Genomic DNA, 16293 nt, shown 5'->3' on the forward strand with positions numbered 1-16293 from the left:
ACAAAACACTTTGTCTCAATTCTTAAAGAAGCGGCCACAGGCCGCTCCCCTAAGAAATGACTTTCATCCATTATTTTTCAGGAACTTTTACACTTCCATCAAGGATTTTAGCTTTTGCATCTTCAACAGCTTTTTTACCTTCTTCAGAAAGGTTAGTTGTTACTAGATCAACCCCTTTATCCTTCAATGAGTAAACGATCACTTGACCGCCAGGGAATTCACCTTTTTCAGTTTTGTTTGCGATATCTTGAACTGTTGTTCCGACTTGTTTCAAAGTAGAAGCAAGTACGAAGTTTGATTCTTTACCATCTTTAGAAGTATATTTACCTTCTTCAACTTGGTCACGGTCTACACCGATAACCCAAACTTTATCGCCTTCGTTTTTGCTTTCATTCAAAGATTTAGCTTCTGAGAAGACACCTGCACCAGTACCACCAGCTGCTTGGTAGATTACGTCTGCACCTGCAGCGTATTGAGCTGCAGCGATTGTTTTACCTTTAGCGGCATCACCAAATGAACCAGCGTAGTCTACTTGTACTTTGATAGATGGATCAACTGACTCAACACCAGCTTTGAAACCAGCTGCGAAACGAGAAATAACTTCAGATTCCATACCACCTACAAAACCAACTTGTTTTGTTTTAGTAGTTTTAGCTGCTGCTACACCTGCAAGGTAAGCTGCTTCGTTATCAGCAAATGTTACACTTGCTACGTTCTTTTGATCTTTAATCACATCATCAATCAAAACATAGTTCAAGTCTGCATGTTCTTTCGCTGCTTCTTCAACCGCATTGTGAAGAGCAAAACCAACACCATAAATCAAGTTGTAGCTTCCTGCTGCTTGGTTCAAGTTGTTAGCGTAGTCAGCTTCACTTGTTGATTGGAAGTATGTGTACCCTTTATCTTTTGCAAGATTGTGCTCTTTACCCCAAGCTTGAAGACCTTCCCAAGCTGATTGGTTGAATGATTTATCATCAACACCACCAGTATCTGTAACGATAGCTGCTTTTGTCTTCAAATCAGAAGATGAAGAAGCTGCGTTACGAGAAGAGCGATTACCACATGCAGCAAGTCCAAATGCTGCCACTGCAACTAGACCAAGGCCTAGCCATTGTTTCTTGTTCATTACTGAACCTCCTAAATAAGATGCGCAACGAAGTTGCAAGTATGGATTGATTGGTCACAAGGACCCTTGTCACTCAGGGAGTGACGCAGACTAACTAATGCAAGTCTGTAAATGAGTATGGAAGTAATTCCCCGACCGTCATCTCGACCGTCGATTTATCTTTGGCAACTAAGGTCACCTTTAGATCTTGTTCAAAAAATTCGACCATAACTTGGCGGCAAGCTCCACAAGGAGAAATAGGTTTCTCAGTTTGACCATAAACAATCAATTCTGAAAACTCACGTTGTCCTTCAGAAACAGCTTTAAAAATAGCTGTTCTCTCACCACAGTTGGTCAAGGGGTAGCTAGCATTTTCAATATTGCATCCTGTATATACGCATCCATCCTTAGCAACCAAAACGGCACCGATTGGAAAGTGTGAATAGGGTACATAAGCTTTTTTACTAGTCTCAATCGCTAAGTCAATCAATTCAGTAGTCGCCATCTGCTAACTCTCCTTTTAAGATTGCTACACCAGAAGATGTTCCAATACGAGTAGCTCCAGCTTCAACAAAGGCAACAGCATCTGCATAAGAACGAGCTCCACCAGCAGCCTTAACCCCCATATCAGCTCCAACTGTCTGGCGCATTAATTTAACATCCGATAGGGTTGCACCACCTGTTGAGAAGCCTGTTGACGTCTTGACAAAGTCTGCTCCTGCTTTCTGAGCTAGCTGACAAGCTAGAACTTTTTCTTCATCAGTTAACAAACAAGCCTCAATAATAACCTTAACCAGTTTGTCTCCACTTGCTTCAACAACTGCTCGAATATCTGACTCAACTAAATCAGCATTCCCAGACTTGAGTGCTCCAACATTGATAACCATATCAATTTCGTCAGCACCATTTTGGATTGCTTCTTTGGTTTCATAAGCTTTGACAGCTGAAGTTGTAGCTCCAAGAGGGAATCCCACTACTGTACAAACCTTGACATCAGTATCTACGAGTGCAGTTTTTGCATGCGAAACCCAGCAAGGATTGACACAAACACTGGCAAAATCGTACTCTCTTGCTTCAGATAGCAAACGATCGATTTGCTGTTCGGTAGCATCTTGCTTTAAAAGCGTATGATCAATGTATTTATTTAGTTTCATTTCGTTTTTTCCTTAAATTAGGAGATGATTTCAATGATTTCACGCGTTTTTATCGCTTCATCACTTATCTTAATTTTAACATAATTTTGGAAATCTGTAACTAGTTCCGGAGAAATTTTGCCATTTGCATATACTTTTGCAACAATTTCACCCTTTTTGACTGATTCTCCAACTTTCTTCTCAAAAACAATCCCTGTCTCATAGTCAAGAGCATCTGTTTTAACGGCACGACCAGCACCCAATCTCATGGCAAAAAGACCAAACTCCATGGCTGGAAGTTCTACGATAACACCATCCTCTTGAGCAAGAATATCAACTACATGGTCAACTTTTACTGGACGATAGAGGTCTCCTAGGTCTCCACCCTGAGCTAGAACCATCTCTTCGAATTTCTTGAGAGCTTTACCATTTTCAAGATGTTGCCTTACTTCCTCAATAGTTTTTTCAACATTTGCTAATGATAGCATAATCTGGGCCAACTCACAGATAAAGTGGCTAATATCTTGACGGCCTTTACCTTGAAGAATTTCCAGAGCTTCTAGGATTTCTAAACGGTTACCAATGGCACGTCCTAAAGGTTGACTCATATCAGTAATAACTGCTACTGTCTTACGACCTACAGCCTTACCAAGGTTTACCATGGTTTGAGCCAGTTGGCGTGCCTCATCAACTGTCTTCATAAAGGCACCTTCACCCACTGTTACATCAAGTAAGATAGCATCAGCTCCAGCAGCAATTTTTTTACTCATGACCGAACTAGCAATCAAGGGAATGGTATCAACTGTTGCTGTCACATCCCGAAGGGCATATAGAAGCTTATCCGCCTTAACTAGTTGATCGGATTGCCCAATAACTGAAACTCTAATTTCTTGAACTTGTTTGATAAATTCATCCTGACTGCGTTCAATCTGAAAACCTTTGATGGATTCTAATTTATCAATTGTTCCACCTGTGTGTCCCAAACCTCGACCACTCATCTTAGCAACTGGGACATCAAAACTGGCTACCAAGGGTGCTAGGATTAAAGTTACCTTGTCACCAACACCACCCGTAGAGTGTTTATCAACCTTGACACCATCTATAGCTGACAAATCAAACTCCTGGCCTGTCTTAACCATATTCATGGTTAAATCAGAAATTTCTCTCGTGGTCATTCCTTGGAAGTAAACTGCCATGGCAAATGCTGACATCTGGTAGTCAGGAACAGTTCCTGCCACATAGCCTTCAATCAACCATTGGATTTCACTGGAACTGAGTTCTTGTCCGTCTCTTTTTTTCTGGATTAGATCTACTACTCTCATTCTTTCACACTTCTAAGGATATAATATCCCTTATCTTTTTTTACAATCTCGCAATTGCCAAATACATCTTCCATCTTACTTTTGGCACTAGGAGCTCCTTGTTTTTTCTGGATAACGATAGTCAAATCTCCACCGTCAACTAGAAAGTCTATACTTTTTTCGATGATTTCGTGAACTACTTGCTTGCCTGCACGTATGGGCGGATTCGAAATGACATGATTGAATTGCCCTTCTACCTGCTCATAAATATTAGACTGGAAAATAGTCGCTTGAACCTTGTTTTTTACTGCATTTTGCTGGGCTAAATCCAGGGCACGGTTATTGATATCCACCATAGTCGCCTGTGCATCATAAGCCTTAACCAAAGACAAGCCTATTGGACCGTAGCCACAACCAACATCAAGAATTTTTTCACCTTTTTCAACATCAAGACATCTTAACAACAACTGACTTCCGAAATCAACCATTTTTTTACTAAAGACACCAGCATCTGTTAAAAAGGTCATCTTTTGCCCAAGGAGCTCAACTCTAAGTTCGTGAACATCATGGACTGCATCTGGATTTTCTGCATAATACATTTTACTCATAGTTCTATTTTACCATAAAAATAAGTTATTTGTAAATCGTTTTCAAAGGTATCAAGCCCTTAAATCATGTTGTATTTCCACAAAAATAATATAAGTTCTGATTAGGATTAGGGCCCTAGTAAAAAGCTCCCTACTGCCATGGTAATCGGAAAAGCAAAGATACAAGCTAAACCAAAAAAGAAGAGCCACCACTTTCTTTCAAAGAATGCTAGCACAAGGTAGCTAAGACCTACGAGGGGCAATAAAATAAAAAGAACAAAAGTGGTCCAGTTATAGGAGTGAAGTCCGATAGAAAAGGAAAAATTAATCCAGTTTGGTGATAACCATAAAACAACTACAAACAGACTGATTAAAACCAAGATCTTATCTCTTAATCTCGTTTTCATCTTAGCACCTCCTTTATAGGTTTTCCCACTTATATTTTAACAAAGAAAGTACTGTTTCTCAAATGATCGGATGTCATTCTTTCCAAAATATGGTATACTAAGATATCAAACGAGGATATAGTATGACCAACGAATTTTTACATTTTGAAAAGATAAACCGCGAAACTTGGCAATCCTTGCATCGCAAAACAACTCCTCCCTTGACCGAGGAAGAATTAGATTCCATTAAGAGTTTCAATGACCAGATTAGCCTACAAGATGTTACAGATATCTATCTGCCACTGGCACATCTGATTCAGATTTACAAACGTTCCAAAGAAGACCTTGCCTTTTCAAAAGGCATTTTCCTTCAAAGAGAGAGCAAAAAACAGCCCTTTATTATCGGAGTTTCAGGAAGTGTCGCTGTCGGTAAATCAACCACTAGTCGTCTCTTGCAAATTTTGCTTTCTCGTATCGTTCCTGGAGCAAGTGTTGAACTGGTTACTACGGATGGTTTTTTATACCCAAACAGTGTCTTAATTGAGCAAGACATTCTCAACCGCAAGGGTTTTCCAGAGAGCTACGACATGGAAGCTTTGCTCAATTTCCTAGACCAACTCAAAAATGGGCAGGATGTTGATATACCTGTTTATTCCCATGAAATCTATGATATTGTCCCTGGTCAAAAACAACGAGTAGAAGCCGCTGATTTTGTCATTGTTGAGGGTATCAACGTTTTCCAAAATCCTCATAATGCCCGTCTCTATATTACTGATTTCTTTGACTTTTCAATCTATGTCGATGCCGCAGTCGAGGACATTGAAAGCTGGTATTTGGATCGTTTCTTAAAACTTCTTAGCTTTGCTCAGGATGATCCAGGCAGCTATTACTACCGTTTCACTCAACTTCCCCTTAGTGAAGTCAAGGATTTTGCCCACCAGGTTTGGACCAGTATCAACCTAACCAATCTCCAGAATTACATTGAACCAACACGAAATCGTGCAGAGGTCATTCTCCATAAATCTAAAAATCACGAAATTGATGAAATTTACTTAAAAAAATAATTTTCCCTTGTCAAAACGTAAGTTTTCAGATATAATGGTATAGTTAGTAAAAATGGAGGTAAGAACATTGGCAAACATTAAATCAGCTATCAAACGCGCTGAATTGAACGTTAAACAAAACGAAAAAAACTCAGCTCAAAAATCAGCTATGCGTACTGCTATCAAAGCTTTTGAAGCAAACCCATCTGAAGAACTTTACCGTGCTGCCAGCTCAGCTATCGATAAAGCAGAAACTAAAGGTTTGATCCACAAAAACAAAGCAAGCCGTGATAAAGCACGTCTTGCTGCTAAACTTGGTTAATCATTAACTGCATACAAAATGAGCTCCTCGGAGCTTTTTTTGTGCACATTATTCTGGAGATTATTATGAAAATCGCAATTATCGGATATTCTGGTGCTGGTAAGTCAACGCTAGCTGAAAAGTTATCTCTCTACTACTCCATCCCAAAACTTCACATGGATACACTCCAATTTCAACCTGGTTGGCAAGACAGTGACCGCGAATGGATGTTGACCGAGATGAAAAGCTTTCTCACCAAGCATGAAGCTTGGGTCATTGATGGGAATTATTCTTGGTGCTATTACGAGGAAAGAATGCAGGAAGCTGACCAAATCATCTTTCTCAATTTTTCGCCATTAACCTGTCTCTTTCGAGCCTTTAAACGGTACCTTACATACCGAGGCAAGGTCAGGGAAAGTATGGCTAAGGGATGCCCCGAGCAATTCAACTGGGAATTTATTCGTTGGATTCTCTGGGATGGTCGAACAAAAAATGCTAAGGATAGATACCAATACTTAAACAATACTTACGGAGAAAAGATGCGCATTCTCCATTCTCAAGCAGAGATCGATTGTTTTTTGCGATCTTTAAAAAAGTAAACAATATAGTAGCATTTCATTAAAATCAGCATGTACTGATTGACTAAAAAATGAAGGTTTTCATCCAGAAAGTCTTCATTTTTTCCTTTTATTCAACAATTAAAAATAACTCGAGCAATTTATAAATCAACAATAAAATTCTCCTAGAAATGAAGAGAATCTTGGTCATAGTTTCTGAGGCGTGATACAAAAAAACTGAAGGAAGTATAGTCCTACTTCTTTCAGTTTTTTATTGTCTCAATTTAGAAAAAACTTCTCCAATCTTACCTTCGATAACTAAATCAGCTTGGCTGTCTTGAGGAGTGCTGGACTTGTTGATAACGACAAGACTTGACCCTGAAAAATAATTGATTAGGCTAGCTGCAGGGTAAACAACTAAGGAAGTTCCACCAATGATCAACAAATCTGCTTGCCGAATGGCTCGAGCTGCGCGACTAAATACATCCATATCCAGAGGTTCCTCATAAAGGGTCACGTCAGGTTTGACCACCTTGCCACAATCTAAGCAGTAGGGAACTGGACCTTCAAGTTCCAAAAAGGCAGTCAAATCATAAAAGCGATGACAGCCCAAACAATAATTACGATCTGCACTACCATGAAGTTTCAAAACTTTCTGAGATCCTGCCATTTCATGGAGGCTATCGATATTTTGCGTCACAATCGCCTTTAATTTGCCTGTTTTTTCCAACAATGCTAGATAATCATGTGCTAAATTCGGCTTGGCATCTGGATAGACCAGATACTTTTTGTAGAAATCAAAAAAATCCTCTGGATAGCGCTCAAACATAGTGCGTGAAACCAGTTGTTCGGCAGTAAAATGGCGACCCAACTTAAGACTATAAACACCATCAGAACTTCGAAAATCTGGAATATTAGACTCTGTAGAAACCCCTGCACCACCGAAAAAGACAATTCTCTGACTTTGGTCAATGATACCTTGTAGTTGTTCAATTTTATCCATTTCACCCCTCCTTAAGCCTTTTGTTCTAAAAAAGTTGAAAACCTTTAGCTTCTGTCAACTAGGCTTTCAACTTTATTTGATTATGATTTAAATGTTAAACTGACTACTTTTGGTCCTTTGACATAATTTGACTTTCTTCAAAATCCTTATTCTCATCTATTATAGGATTGAAGCAATGAACATGCTTATCATTTTGAGAACAAGAGTAATCACATGAATGGAATCTAACTTTAGTCAGCAATCAAAGTTTCTAGACCAACCTTCATCATATCTGTGAAAGTATTTTGGCGTTCTTCAGCTGTAGTGTCTTCTTCTGGGTTAACCAAGCTGTCAGAAATCGTCATAATGGCAAGAGCATCAACATGGTGTTGGGCAGCAAGATAGTAAAGGGCTGCTGCTTCCATCTCCACTGCTTTCACTCCCCACTTACCAAGTTCGATATTCTTCTCAAAGTAATTTGAGTAAAAGACATCTGAAGACAAGACATTACCAACGTGAGTGGTCATATCAAGATCTTTGGCGATATGGTAGGCTTTATCTAGTAAATCAAAGCTAGCGATTTGTGGAAAATCATATAGTGGCCAGTCGTTACGGATGATGTTTGAGTTGGTAGCAGCTGCTTGCGCCAAGACCAATTCACGGACGTGAACATCCTCATTCAAAGAACCAGCAGTTCCGACACGGATCAATTTCTTCACACCGTAATCGACAATCAATTCACGCGCATAGATGGAGATTGATGGCATTCCCATCCCTGTTCCCATAACAGATACACGATGGCCCTTGTAAGTCCCAGTGTAACCAAACATGTTACGGACTTCGTTAAAGCAAACAGCATCTTCTAAAAAGTTCTCAGCGATAAATTTCGCACGAAGAGGATCTCCAGGAAGAAGAATTTTATCAGCAATTTCACCCTGCTTAGCAGCAATATGGATAGACATAGTTTATGATACAAAGAGCGACCAGAAAGCGACTGAAAATTAGGAATCTGACGAGAAATCCTGATTTCACAGTCAGATTATCTATTTTCCGAGCTTTCCGCTCGTGTTCAAATCTGAACACACGCTCTACCTTTCTTTTTTGATATACAAGACAGGCGACAGAGAACAAAGTAAAAATAGGAAACTGGCGACGCATTGTAAATGCTAGACAGTTTATCTTTTTTACACAGTTCTCCGCCCGTATTCAGTTCAGCGAATACAGTTAACCCATCCTTTCTTTATTTTACATTGTTTGACTATAGTTTAGTCTGAGCGATTTTGTTAAATATTATAAATAGTTTTTTTCTGAATGACCTAAAGTTATTCTTAAAAAGGCAAATGGCAAAGTGTAAATTGCTTTGTTGTATTGCGAGACCGTTTCATTATAGTATAATTTTTGATTAGCAACTAGCACTTCTGACTCTTTGATCTCAGCAATCAGATCCTTTATACTTTGATCAGCGGTAACACTCGTATCTCTTTCAATTTCTTCTATAATTTTATTCTTCGTTTCCTCTACTTTAGTTGAGTATTCGTGTTTAGAAGAATTTCCAGATTCACCATAAAATTTACGCTTAGATTCTGAATGATTGGCTTTATTTTCGTCGTTAGTAAAATTGTTGACAGACTTTTTTTCTTCTAACAATTCTGAAACATTTTTCCTAACAGACATTTTTAACTCATGGTCAACAATCTTATCTGTCAATTCACGAAGTTGTACAATTAACTTTTCCACGTACTCTTCTTTAATTTCAATTGCACTGTATGAAGATTTAATTAACTCTTTTAAGGTAACAACTTTATGGTACTGTAATATAAACACTATTACAATATAGCTTAAAACTGCAAATACGATAGATGCTCCTTGAAAGGGTTCATAGTCTATTTCACTACCACTTGTGTCTATGGCAGAAAATATAATCAACCAAATAAAAGTTAGGAGAGCAACTATAAAAACTCCACGAATGATACGAAATAATGGATTATTCATCAAATTTGACATCAATTAATCCTTTTACAATTCTGCAAGAATCGCTTTCAGCAAGCCTTTAAAGTCGCCTTTGACACGTTCGGTAACTTCTACTACTTCTTCGTGGTTAAGTTCCTCTTGGAAACCAGCCGCAAAGTTGGTAATACATGAAATACCAAGAACCTTCAAACCAGAATGCGCTGCAATGATGACTTCTGGTACTGTAGACATACCAACTGCATCTGCTCCAAGTGTTTTATAAGCACGGATTTCAGCTGGAGTTTCATACGTTGGACCGGTTACACCGATATAAACACCATCATCAAGTTTAACACCAAGCTTTTCAGCAACTGCATGAGCTGTAGCACGATATTCTGGAGTGTAAGCTTTTGACATGTCTGGGAAACGTGGACCGAAGTCATCTAAGTTTTCACCGATTAGAGGGTTTTGGCCTGTCATATTGATGTGGTCAGTGATAGCCATCAAAGTACCAGGACCAAAGCCGATACCTCCAGCAGCGTTGGTTACAATCACACCTTCACAGCCCAAAACTTTCATGACACGAACTGGGAAAGTCATGACTTCAAGCGGATTTCCTTCATAGAAATGGAAGCGTCCTTGAAGTGCTAAAACCTTACGTCCTGCAAGCTCACCGTAAACCAATTTTCCAGCGTGTCCAACAACAGTAGAACGTCCCCAGTTTGGAATCTCAGCATAGTCTACCACAACTGGATTTTCAATTTCTTCAGCAAGTTCTCCAAGTCCTGATCCAAGAATCAAGCCGAACTCTGGTGCTTCTACTCCCTTTTCTTTTAAGAAAGCAGCTGTTTCATTGATTTTTGCTAATAATGTCATTGTCTGTCTCCTTCATAATCTTTTAAAAATTGACCAATTTTGTCAAAGGTTTTTGCATTTCGAATAGTAATATTACGATAGAAAGGCATCTTAAGCAGGAACTTGTGATAGGCTGTTTTGCTATAGGTTTCTTCTGAGAATTTGCCCCAGAAGATTCCCAGTTTCCCGAAATGAAGCAGTTCATCTACCAGTTCCATACTTTCGACTTTCTCAATGACTTGCTTGTTATCCAGTCCCTCAGTATAAAAGAGAACATCCTTTCGAGCCATTTCTTGGAACCACCATTCCGGAAGAGTTCTAAGCTCCTCTTCATAATCTTCTTGACTTAACAAGGAAAAATGTTGGATAAATGGATAATGCTTGTCAAAGAAAGCCTGTAAGATCTCCACTAGTTGAGTCTTCGAGATACTTGTGTCAAAGAAAATATTGCCACTATTGATGTAGGTTTCAACATTTTCCAATCCCAACTCTGTCAATTCTTGACGAAGCTGGGCCATGACCACCTTATGTTTCCCACCGACATTGATCCCTCTAACCAGTAATGCCAAGCGAGTCATCTTAAACCAATTTATCTAAGAAACTTTCACCAATCATAGCTTTATCAACGCCAAAGTTATCAGCGATTGTCGCAGAAATATCAGCAAAATGACCGATTGGTAGGTGTCCATTTCCTTTTAGTGATGGGCTGTAGGCCAAAAGTGGAATGTATTCACGAGTATGGTCTGTACCTGCATAAGTAGGGTCATTACCATGATCGGCAGTAATCATGAGTAGATCATCTTCTCTCATAGCAGCGATAAGTTCTGGCAAACGTTCATCAAACTCGTGCAAGCAGTCGCGGTAACCATGTGGATCACGGCGGTGACCGTAAAGTGCATCAAAGTCGACCAAGTTAGTGAATGAGAATCCTTTTTCAAACTCAGTAAGGCCCATTGTTGTCAAAAGTGTGTCAATTCCATGGCTATTTGACTTATTGTGGCCCATATCATGGTTCACCCCAGCACCATTAAAGATATCGCTAATCTTACCTACTGAGTAAGTATCAATGCCTGCTTCGTTGAGTTTGTCCAAAACTGTTGGAGCAAATGGAGATACAGCCAAGTCACGACGATTTGCAGTACGTGTGAAGTTTCCAGGCTCACCAACATAAGGACGAGCGATAATACGTCCGAGAAGAGCTGGACGCTCTAAAGTAATCGAACGAGCGTATTCACAGATACGGTAGAGTTCATCCAAAGGAATGATATCTTCATGAGCTGCAATTTGAAGAACTGGGTCAGCTGATGTATAGATAATCAACTCCCCTGTTTCCATTTGGCGTGGTCCAAAGTCATCGATTACAGCAGTTCCTGAGTAAGGTTTGTTGGCTTCACGAATAACCTTGCGTCCTGAAAATTCTTCGATTTTAGTAAGAATTTCTTCTGGGAATCCATTCCAGAAAGTATCGAAAGGTTCAGTGATATTAAGTCCCATGATTTCCCAGTGACCAGTCATGGTATCTTTACCTAATGACACTTCCTCAAGTTTAGTGTAGTAGCCGCTAGGATTTGCCTCTGCGGGAACCGTTTTAAGGGATGTTTCACGCTCGATGTTACCAAGACCAATCTTAGCCATGTTAGGAACATTCAAACCAACTGATTTTGAAATATGGCCAAGTGTATCAGATGCTCCATCTGGAACCCCTGCATTGACAAAGTTATTAGCATCTGGTGCTGCACCGATTCCTACAGAATCGAGTACCACCAAATGAATACGTTTAAATTTTGACATCGTTTGCCTCCTTTATTTTCCTTTTGTTGAAGTTAAAACCTGAACGCCAGCTTGCCCTGCAACAATCACTTTATCAACCATTTGATTAAATAAACCGTGCTCAACAATACCGACCTGAAGATCCAGTTGATGACCAAAAGCAATCGGATCTTCAATAACACCTAAATCAAGATCAATAATGAAATTTTTCATATCCGTCACAAAGCGTTGGCCATCTTTTTCACGAAAACTTGGCTTATAACCAGCTTTTTCAAAACGACGGAAAACCTGTTCTGCTCCGTATTGGACAACTTCGACAGGTAGTTTGAAAGCGCCCAGTTTCTCAACCATTTTGCTCTCATCTACCACCCAGATATACTGTTTGGTTGGTGTCGCAACTACTTTTTCCATTAGAAGCGCACCACCGCCTCCTTTGATACCATTAAACTGGCGATCTACCTCATCAGCTCCATCAACAGTCACATCAACCTCATCCACCTCGTCAATCGACTTAAGTGGGATATTCAATCCTTGTGCCTGTTTTGTCGTTACACTCGAGGTCGTTACGGCTGTAATTTGAAGTCCTTCTTCTTTAATTCTACGTCCGATCTCCTCTACGAAATAATAGGCAGTCGAGCCTGTTCCAAGTCCTACAACCATTCCGTCGGTTACGAACTCAGCAGCCTTGATGCCTGCTATTTTTTTCAGATTTTCCACTTAAACACCTCCAAACAAAAAGCTACTTTTATTATAACATGAATACGCTTTAAATTCATCCTTACACTAGAAAAACCCGAACATTTTATGTCGGGTTTCTGATTCTTATTTAACCATGTCAGGATCGTAGTCATAAAATCCTGTGTCAAGGAAACGATTTTTGGGATGTAGTTTACGAACTTCCTCATCCAGCAAGAAGGCTTGGTCATGGCTAAAGTTACCCTCTTCAATCAAACTGCGAGCTTGGATGAAAAGTTTAGCAATCTCAACAAAGTCTTGCCCTGGGGTATAAAGCCCCTCTAGCTTCCAATGAGTGAAACCATGGTCTACCAACTCTGTCAATTTTGTCATCAAATCAAGGTCATTGTTAGCAAAAATGTGAGTTCCATGATTGTCTTCAAAAATAGAGTAGTGACTATCTGGATCACTTGGCTCCGCTAAGAACAAATCACGCTGACGTGTTTTTTCATCATCAATTTGAGTGAAATTATAGTAGTTTTGTAAGAGTGGACGCTTAGAATGGTGAATAACACTAGCCCCATATACCAAAACTTCAGCAGGAATTTCCAAAATCTCCGGCATTTTGAAAAGTTCTGCAGACGGGATTTCACGCGCCAAGACAGCTTCTGATGCTCCTGCTTTTTGTCCCCAGAAATTAATCTGACGACTGCTAGTTACCATGGTTGACGCATCGTAGATCGTTTTAAAAGAATAGCCATCACGGTTAACCACATAAAAGACACCTGCGTCTCCAACTGTGATGTAGTCCGTTTTGATTTCCTCTAAAAAGTCCAAGAATGGCTTGATACGGTCCATCATGTCTTGGTGCATAAGAGCATTTACCGCAACGATCAATTCCTTATCTGCATCATGAACCAACTCAGCGATGGTTCTCAATTCATCATAAGAAAAAGTCTTTGGTAGACGGAGTCCAAAATCTTTCTCACCGACATAGATACGATCGACACCGACCTCTAGTAATTGTTTTACTTGTTCAATGCTTTCAGCAGTTGCTGTAATAATAATCTTTTCCATAAAAAAATTATACCACATTTCTGCAAAATCAGCTATATAGAAAAGTGTGTCTTGTTAGCCAAAATTTTCAAAAAAGTGAACCGCATCAATGACAGTTCACTTTCTAGATTTATGCTTGTGTTTTTTCAACAAGTCGTCCGTCATTCATCACATAAACACGGTCAACCTTGTCTAGCAGGCGAATATCATGTGTAATCATGACAACTCCCCTGCCTTGCTCATGGGCAATTGAAGCCAACATATCCGTAACTTGATAAGCACGTTGCGTATCTAAGCTAGCTGTCGGCTCATCTGCAAGCACGATACTCGGATTATTGTATAGGGCTCTAGCAATCGCCGCTCGTTGGCGTTCTCCACCAGAGAGAGCTTTTGGATAGTGATTTTGAACCTTATCCAAATCCAACAAACTAAATAACTCTTGTCGGTCACTTTTTATAGATTTCTTTTTATCCAAACGGTCAATTAAATCTAATTGCTCCTTAACTGTTAAAAATGGAATTAAATTTGAAGCCTGGAGGATAAAACCAAATTCACTAAAGCGCAAATCCGTTTTTTCTTTTTCAGATAAATGCCCAGTCTCTTTTCCCTTTACCAGAATCTTTCCACTTGAAGCTTCTTGAAGTTGTCCTAGAGTCGTTAAAAAAGTAGTTTTCCCTGACCCAGAAGGCCCCACGATAGCTACAAACTCACCGGCATTCAGCTGAAAATTGGTCTCATGGAGAGCTACAACTTTCATCTTGCCTTCGCCATAAGTCTTTGTCACTTGAATCATCTCAATTAATCTAGTCATTTCATTCTCCTTATCATTCTGCAATCGCTGTAATTGGATCCACTTTAAGTAGACGCGGAAGCGAAATGACGCCACCCAGAAGTTCCATCAAGCAGATAACCAAGCTTAGCATAAAGTATGCCAACCAACTAGGATAGAAAAAGAAGGTTGCAGGTAAGACTAAAATGACAACCCAAATGGCAAACAAGGCTAATCCGATACCCAAACCAGATAAGAGAAAGATTTGGCAGAAAAGGGACCATACGATGGATTTGATCTGAACTCCTTGCGCTCGCATAATTCCATAGAGACCTAATTTTTGAATGGTAATGATGTAGATAAAAATCCCTACAATCAGACCTGTAATGACAATCATAGCTAGAATCATCCCTGAAAATACATTGACCTGAGGGGTGTAGCCAGGAATTTTCGAAATCATTTTTTGAATAGAAATCTGCTTCAAGCCATCGCCAGTCACTTCTACATCATTTTGTAATACCAATGCAGAGATAGAACGATTGGTTTTTGTTGTTCCTTGTAAATTCCAATACGTTGTTAAACTTGTGAAGACAACAGGTTCCGTAAAAAATTTATTTTCTTTGGTCAAACCTACAATCTTAAAACTTGTCTCACTTCCGTTGAGTTGAATAGTGTCCCCAAGTTTGATGCCGTAATTTTCAAAAGACTGATCCACTACAACTTCTTGGTCATTTTCTGGATAATGACCTTCAATCAAGGATGGCGAGATAAAACTGTCCCACTCTTGAGCAAAAATAGAGACATTCATCTTGTCACTACTATCAACAAGGTTAGTCACTGCAAACATATAGCTTAGGGGAACAGCATCCTCAGACACCTTATCCTTGTAGTCTTTTTCTGGTATAAAGGATGCAGTCAAATTATCATTTGCATAATCGGATAGAACAACTCCTGTTGCCTGCCAATTATCAATGGCAGCCCTGTTGTTTCGAACAAGTCCGAGAGCCAAACTGGTCATAAAAAAGACCATAAAAGCAATTAGAAAAATGGTTGTTAGAATTAAACTGTAACGCAGTTTATTCTGTAATATTTCTTTGATAGCAAGATACATGCCAAGCTCCTTTAAGTATTCTGTTGTCGAGGAAACAAGTTTCCCCTCTACCATAGCACTAAAGATAGAAATCTATCTCGTCATGAACAACTAGAATCAATTTAAAAGAATCCTGTCCTTACTTCAAAATTGAATTTATTTGCATCTGTGTATGATTTTTATTCGTTTCATCCGTTAAATTTCTTCTCGTATTAGATAGAAAAAAATGATAAAGTTTAAACGGTTTACTCATCCTATCACCTTTGTAGAAGAGTGTCAAGAAATTTGTTTCATCATATGAAAACAGAGTTTATTCTTTTTGTAACCTTACTGTAATAATTTTTTTCTTGAAAAATGGTAAAATGAAAGAGTACTGTTAAGGAGAGAATCATGCCCGTAAGAAAATATCAACCGTATGAGTTTGAAGAAGAGGAAACTCAAACAACGCTCTATCAAGACTATGTTCCAGAAACCACTTCCGTTGCTAGTTTGAAGGAAGTTCTTTTCTTTGTAAACATTGCTTGTTTTTGCGTCTTTTTAGCCTTGTTTAGCTTTATCTTTTTAGCCCTCAAATTCAACACAGTTCTAGCTTTTAGCCTGGCAATTGCCTTGAGTTTAGTGGCATCAAACGTTCAACGTTCGATGATTAAGAAGAAATTTTATTAGATTCAAAAGGTCGGAATTTTTGTTCTGACCTATTTTTTTGGCTCTATAATATTTGTAGTGGGTAAAT

Annotated in this window: 20 protein-coding genes; 4 read left to right on the top strand and 16 right to left on the bottom strand. The window is 39.1% G+C overall.

What is annotated here, in order from left to right; genetic code table 11:
- Positions 1-70: 70 nt before the first annotated feature.
- The 6 genes from HMPREF2805_RS07095 to HMPREF2805_RS07120 all read right to left on the bottom strand — a co-directional run bounded on the left by HMPREF2805_RS07095 (position 71) and on the right by HMPREF2805_RS07120 (position 4533).
- Positions 71-1126, bottom strand: coding sequence for a BMP family lipoprotein (locus tag HMPREF2805_RS07095; RefSeq protein WP_049527914.1), 1056 nt, complete (start codon positions 1124-1126; stop codon positions 71-73).
- A gap of 94 nt (positions 1127-1220) precedes the next feature.
- Positions 1221-1610, bottom strand: coding sequence for a cytidine deaminase (locus HMPREF2805_RS07100; RefSeq protein WP_075231949.1), 390 nt, complete (start codon positions 1608-1610; stop codon positions 1221-1223).
- Positions 1597-2259, bottom strand: coding sequence for a deoxyribose-phosphate aldolase (gene deoC, locus HMPREF2805_RS07105; protein ID WP_075231950.1), 663 nt, complete (start codon positions 2257-2259; stop codon positions 1597-1599). The genes HMPREF2805_RS07100 and deoC overlap by 14 nt, the downstream gene beginning before the upstream one ends.
- 17 nt (positions 2260-2276) lie before the next feature.
- A complete protein-coding gene (locus HMPREF2805_RS07110) occupies positions 2277-3560 on the bottom strand; it encodes a pyrimidine-nucleoside phosphorylase (protein ID WP_075231951.1) in 1284 nt (427 codons plus the stop codon).
- Entirely contained in the window at positions 3557-4147 is a 591-nt protein-coding gene (locus HMPREF2805_RS07115; protein WP_148131627.1) for a class I SAM-dependent methyltransferase, read from the bottom strand. Before HMPREF2805_RS07115 ends, HMPREF2805_RS07110 begins: the two co-directional genes overlap by 4 nt.
- Before the next feature lie 107 nt (positions 4148-4254).
- Positions 4255-4533 (bottom strand): 1,4-dihydroxy-2-naphthoate prenyltransferase, encoded by a 279-nt coding sequence (locus HMPREF2805_RS07120; RefSeq protein WP_075231953.1) that lies wholly within the window; start codon positions 4531-4533, stop codon positions 4255-4257.
- Positions 4534-4655: 122 nt separating this feature from the next.
- Between HMPREF2805_RS07120 and coaA the strand changes: the two genes are divergently transcribed.
- From coaA to HMPREF2805_RS07135, 3 genes are all read left to right on the top strand, one after another.
- Positions 4656-5576, top strand: coding sequence for a type I pantothenate kinase (coaA, locus tag HMPREF2805_RS07125; protein WP_075231954.1), 921 nt, complete (start codon positions 4656-4658; stop codon positions 5574-5576).
- A 52-nt stretch (positions 5577-5628) separates the two neighbouring features.
- On the top strand, positions 5629-5877 hold the full coding sequence (gene rpsT, locus HMPREF2805_RS07130; protein ID WP_029689628.1) for a 30S ribosomal protein S20: 249 nt from the start codon (positions 5629-5631) through the stop codon (positions 5875-5877).
- Positions 5878-5942: 65 nt separating this feature from the next.
- Complete coding sequence (locus HMPREF2805_RS07135; RefSeq protein ID WP_075231955.1) at positions 5943-6455, top strand: DNA topology modulation protein; 513 nt, start codon at positions 5943-5945, stop codon at positions 6453-6455.
- A 229-nt stretch (positions 6456-6684) separates the two neighbouring features.
- Here HMPREF2805_RS07135 and HMPREF2805_RS07140 read toward each other — a convergent pair whose 3' ends face one another.
- The 10 genes from HMPREF2805_RS07140 to HMPREF2805_RS07185 form a co-directional block, all read right to left on the bottom strand.
- Positions 6685-7416 (bottom strand): NAD-dependent protein deacylase, encoded by a 732-nt coding sequence (locus HMPREF2805_RS07140; RefSeq protein WP_075231956.1) that lies wholly within the window; start codon positions 7414-7416, stop codon positions 6685-6687.
- Positions 7417-7646: 230 nt separating this feature from the next.
- Entirely contained in the window at positions 7647-8357 is a 711-nt protein-coding gene (gene deoD / locus HMPREF2805_RS07145) for a purine-nucleoside phosphorylase (protein ID WP_075231957.1), read from the bottom strand.
- Between the two features lie 328 nt (positions 8358-8685).
- On the bottom strand, positions 8686-9399 hold the full coding sequence (locus HMPREF2805_RS07150) for a LemA family protein (protein ID WP_075231958.1): 714 nt from the start codon (positions 9397-9399) through the stop codon (positions 8686-8688).
- Positions 9400-9411: 12 nt separating this feature from the next.
- The gene (locus tag HMPREF2805_RS07155; protein ID WP_075231959.1) at positions 9412-10221 is read right to left on the bottom strand and encodes a purine-nucleoside phosphorylase; all 810 of its coding nucleotides are present in this window, start codon (positions 10219-10221) and stop codon (positions 9412-9414) included.
- Positions 10218-10778, bottom strand: coding sequence for a DUF1697 domain-containing protein (locus HMPREF2805_RS07160; RefSeq protein WP_075231960.1), 561 nt, complete (start codon positions 10776-10778; stop codon positions 10218-10220). Before HMPREF2805_RS07160 ends, HMPREF2805_RS07155 begins: the two co-directional genes overlap by 4 nt.
- 1 nt (position 10779) lies before the next feature.
- Complete coding sequence (locus HMPREF2805_RS07165) at positions 10780-11991, bottom strand: phosphopentomutase (protein WP_075231961.1); 1212 nt, start codon at positions 11989-11991, stop codon at positions 10780-10782.
- Between the two features lie 12 nt (positions 11992-12003).
- Positions 12004-12687: a ribose-5-phosphate isomerase RpiA gene (gene rpiA / locus HMPREF2805_RS07170; protein ID WP_045763755.1), complete on the bottom strand. Its 684-nt coding sequence runs from the start codon at positions 12685-12687 to the stop codon at positions 12004-12006.
- Positions 12688-12792: 105 nt separating this feature from the next.
- Positions 12793-13722, bottom strand: coding sequence for a peptidase U32 family protein (locus HMPREF2805_RS07175; protein WP_075231962.1), 930 nt, complete (start codon positions 13720-13722; stop codon positions 12793-12795).
- Between the two features lie 109 nt (positions 13723-13831).
- Complete coding sequence (locus HMPREF2805_RS07180) at positions 13832-14512, bottom strand: ABC transporter ATP-binding protein (protein ID WP_075231963.1); 681 nt, start codon at positions 14510-14512, stop codon at positions 13832-13834.
- Positions 14513-14525: 13 nt separating this feature from the next.
- The gene (locus HMPREF2805_RS07185) at positions 14526-15581 is read right to left on the bottom strand and encodes an ABC transporter permease (protein WP_075231964.1); all 1056 of its coding nucleotides are present in this window, start codon (positions 15579-15581) and stop codon (positions 14526-14528) included.
- Between the two features lie 369 nt (positions 15582-15950).
- Here HMPREF2805_RS07185 and HMPREF2805_RS07190 point away from each other — a divergent pair, with 369 nt between their 5' ends.
- Positions 15951-16226 carry a DUF3270 family protein gene (locus HMPREF2805_RS07190; RefSeq protein ID WP_075231965.1) on the top strand — a complete coding sequence of 92 codons (276 nt, stop codon included), beginning with the start codon at positions 15951-15953 and terminating at the stop codon, positions 16224-16226.
- The last annotated feature ends 67 nt before the right edge of the window (positions 16227-16293 follow it).

Source organism: Streptococcus sp. HMSC034E03, assembly GCF_001811505.1.
Lineage (GTDB): Bacteria > Bacillota > Bacilli > Lactobacillales > Streptococcaceae > Streptococcus.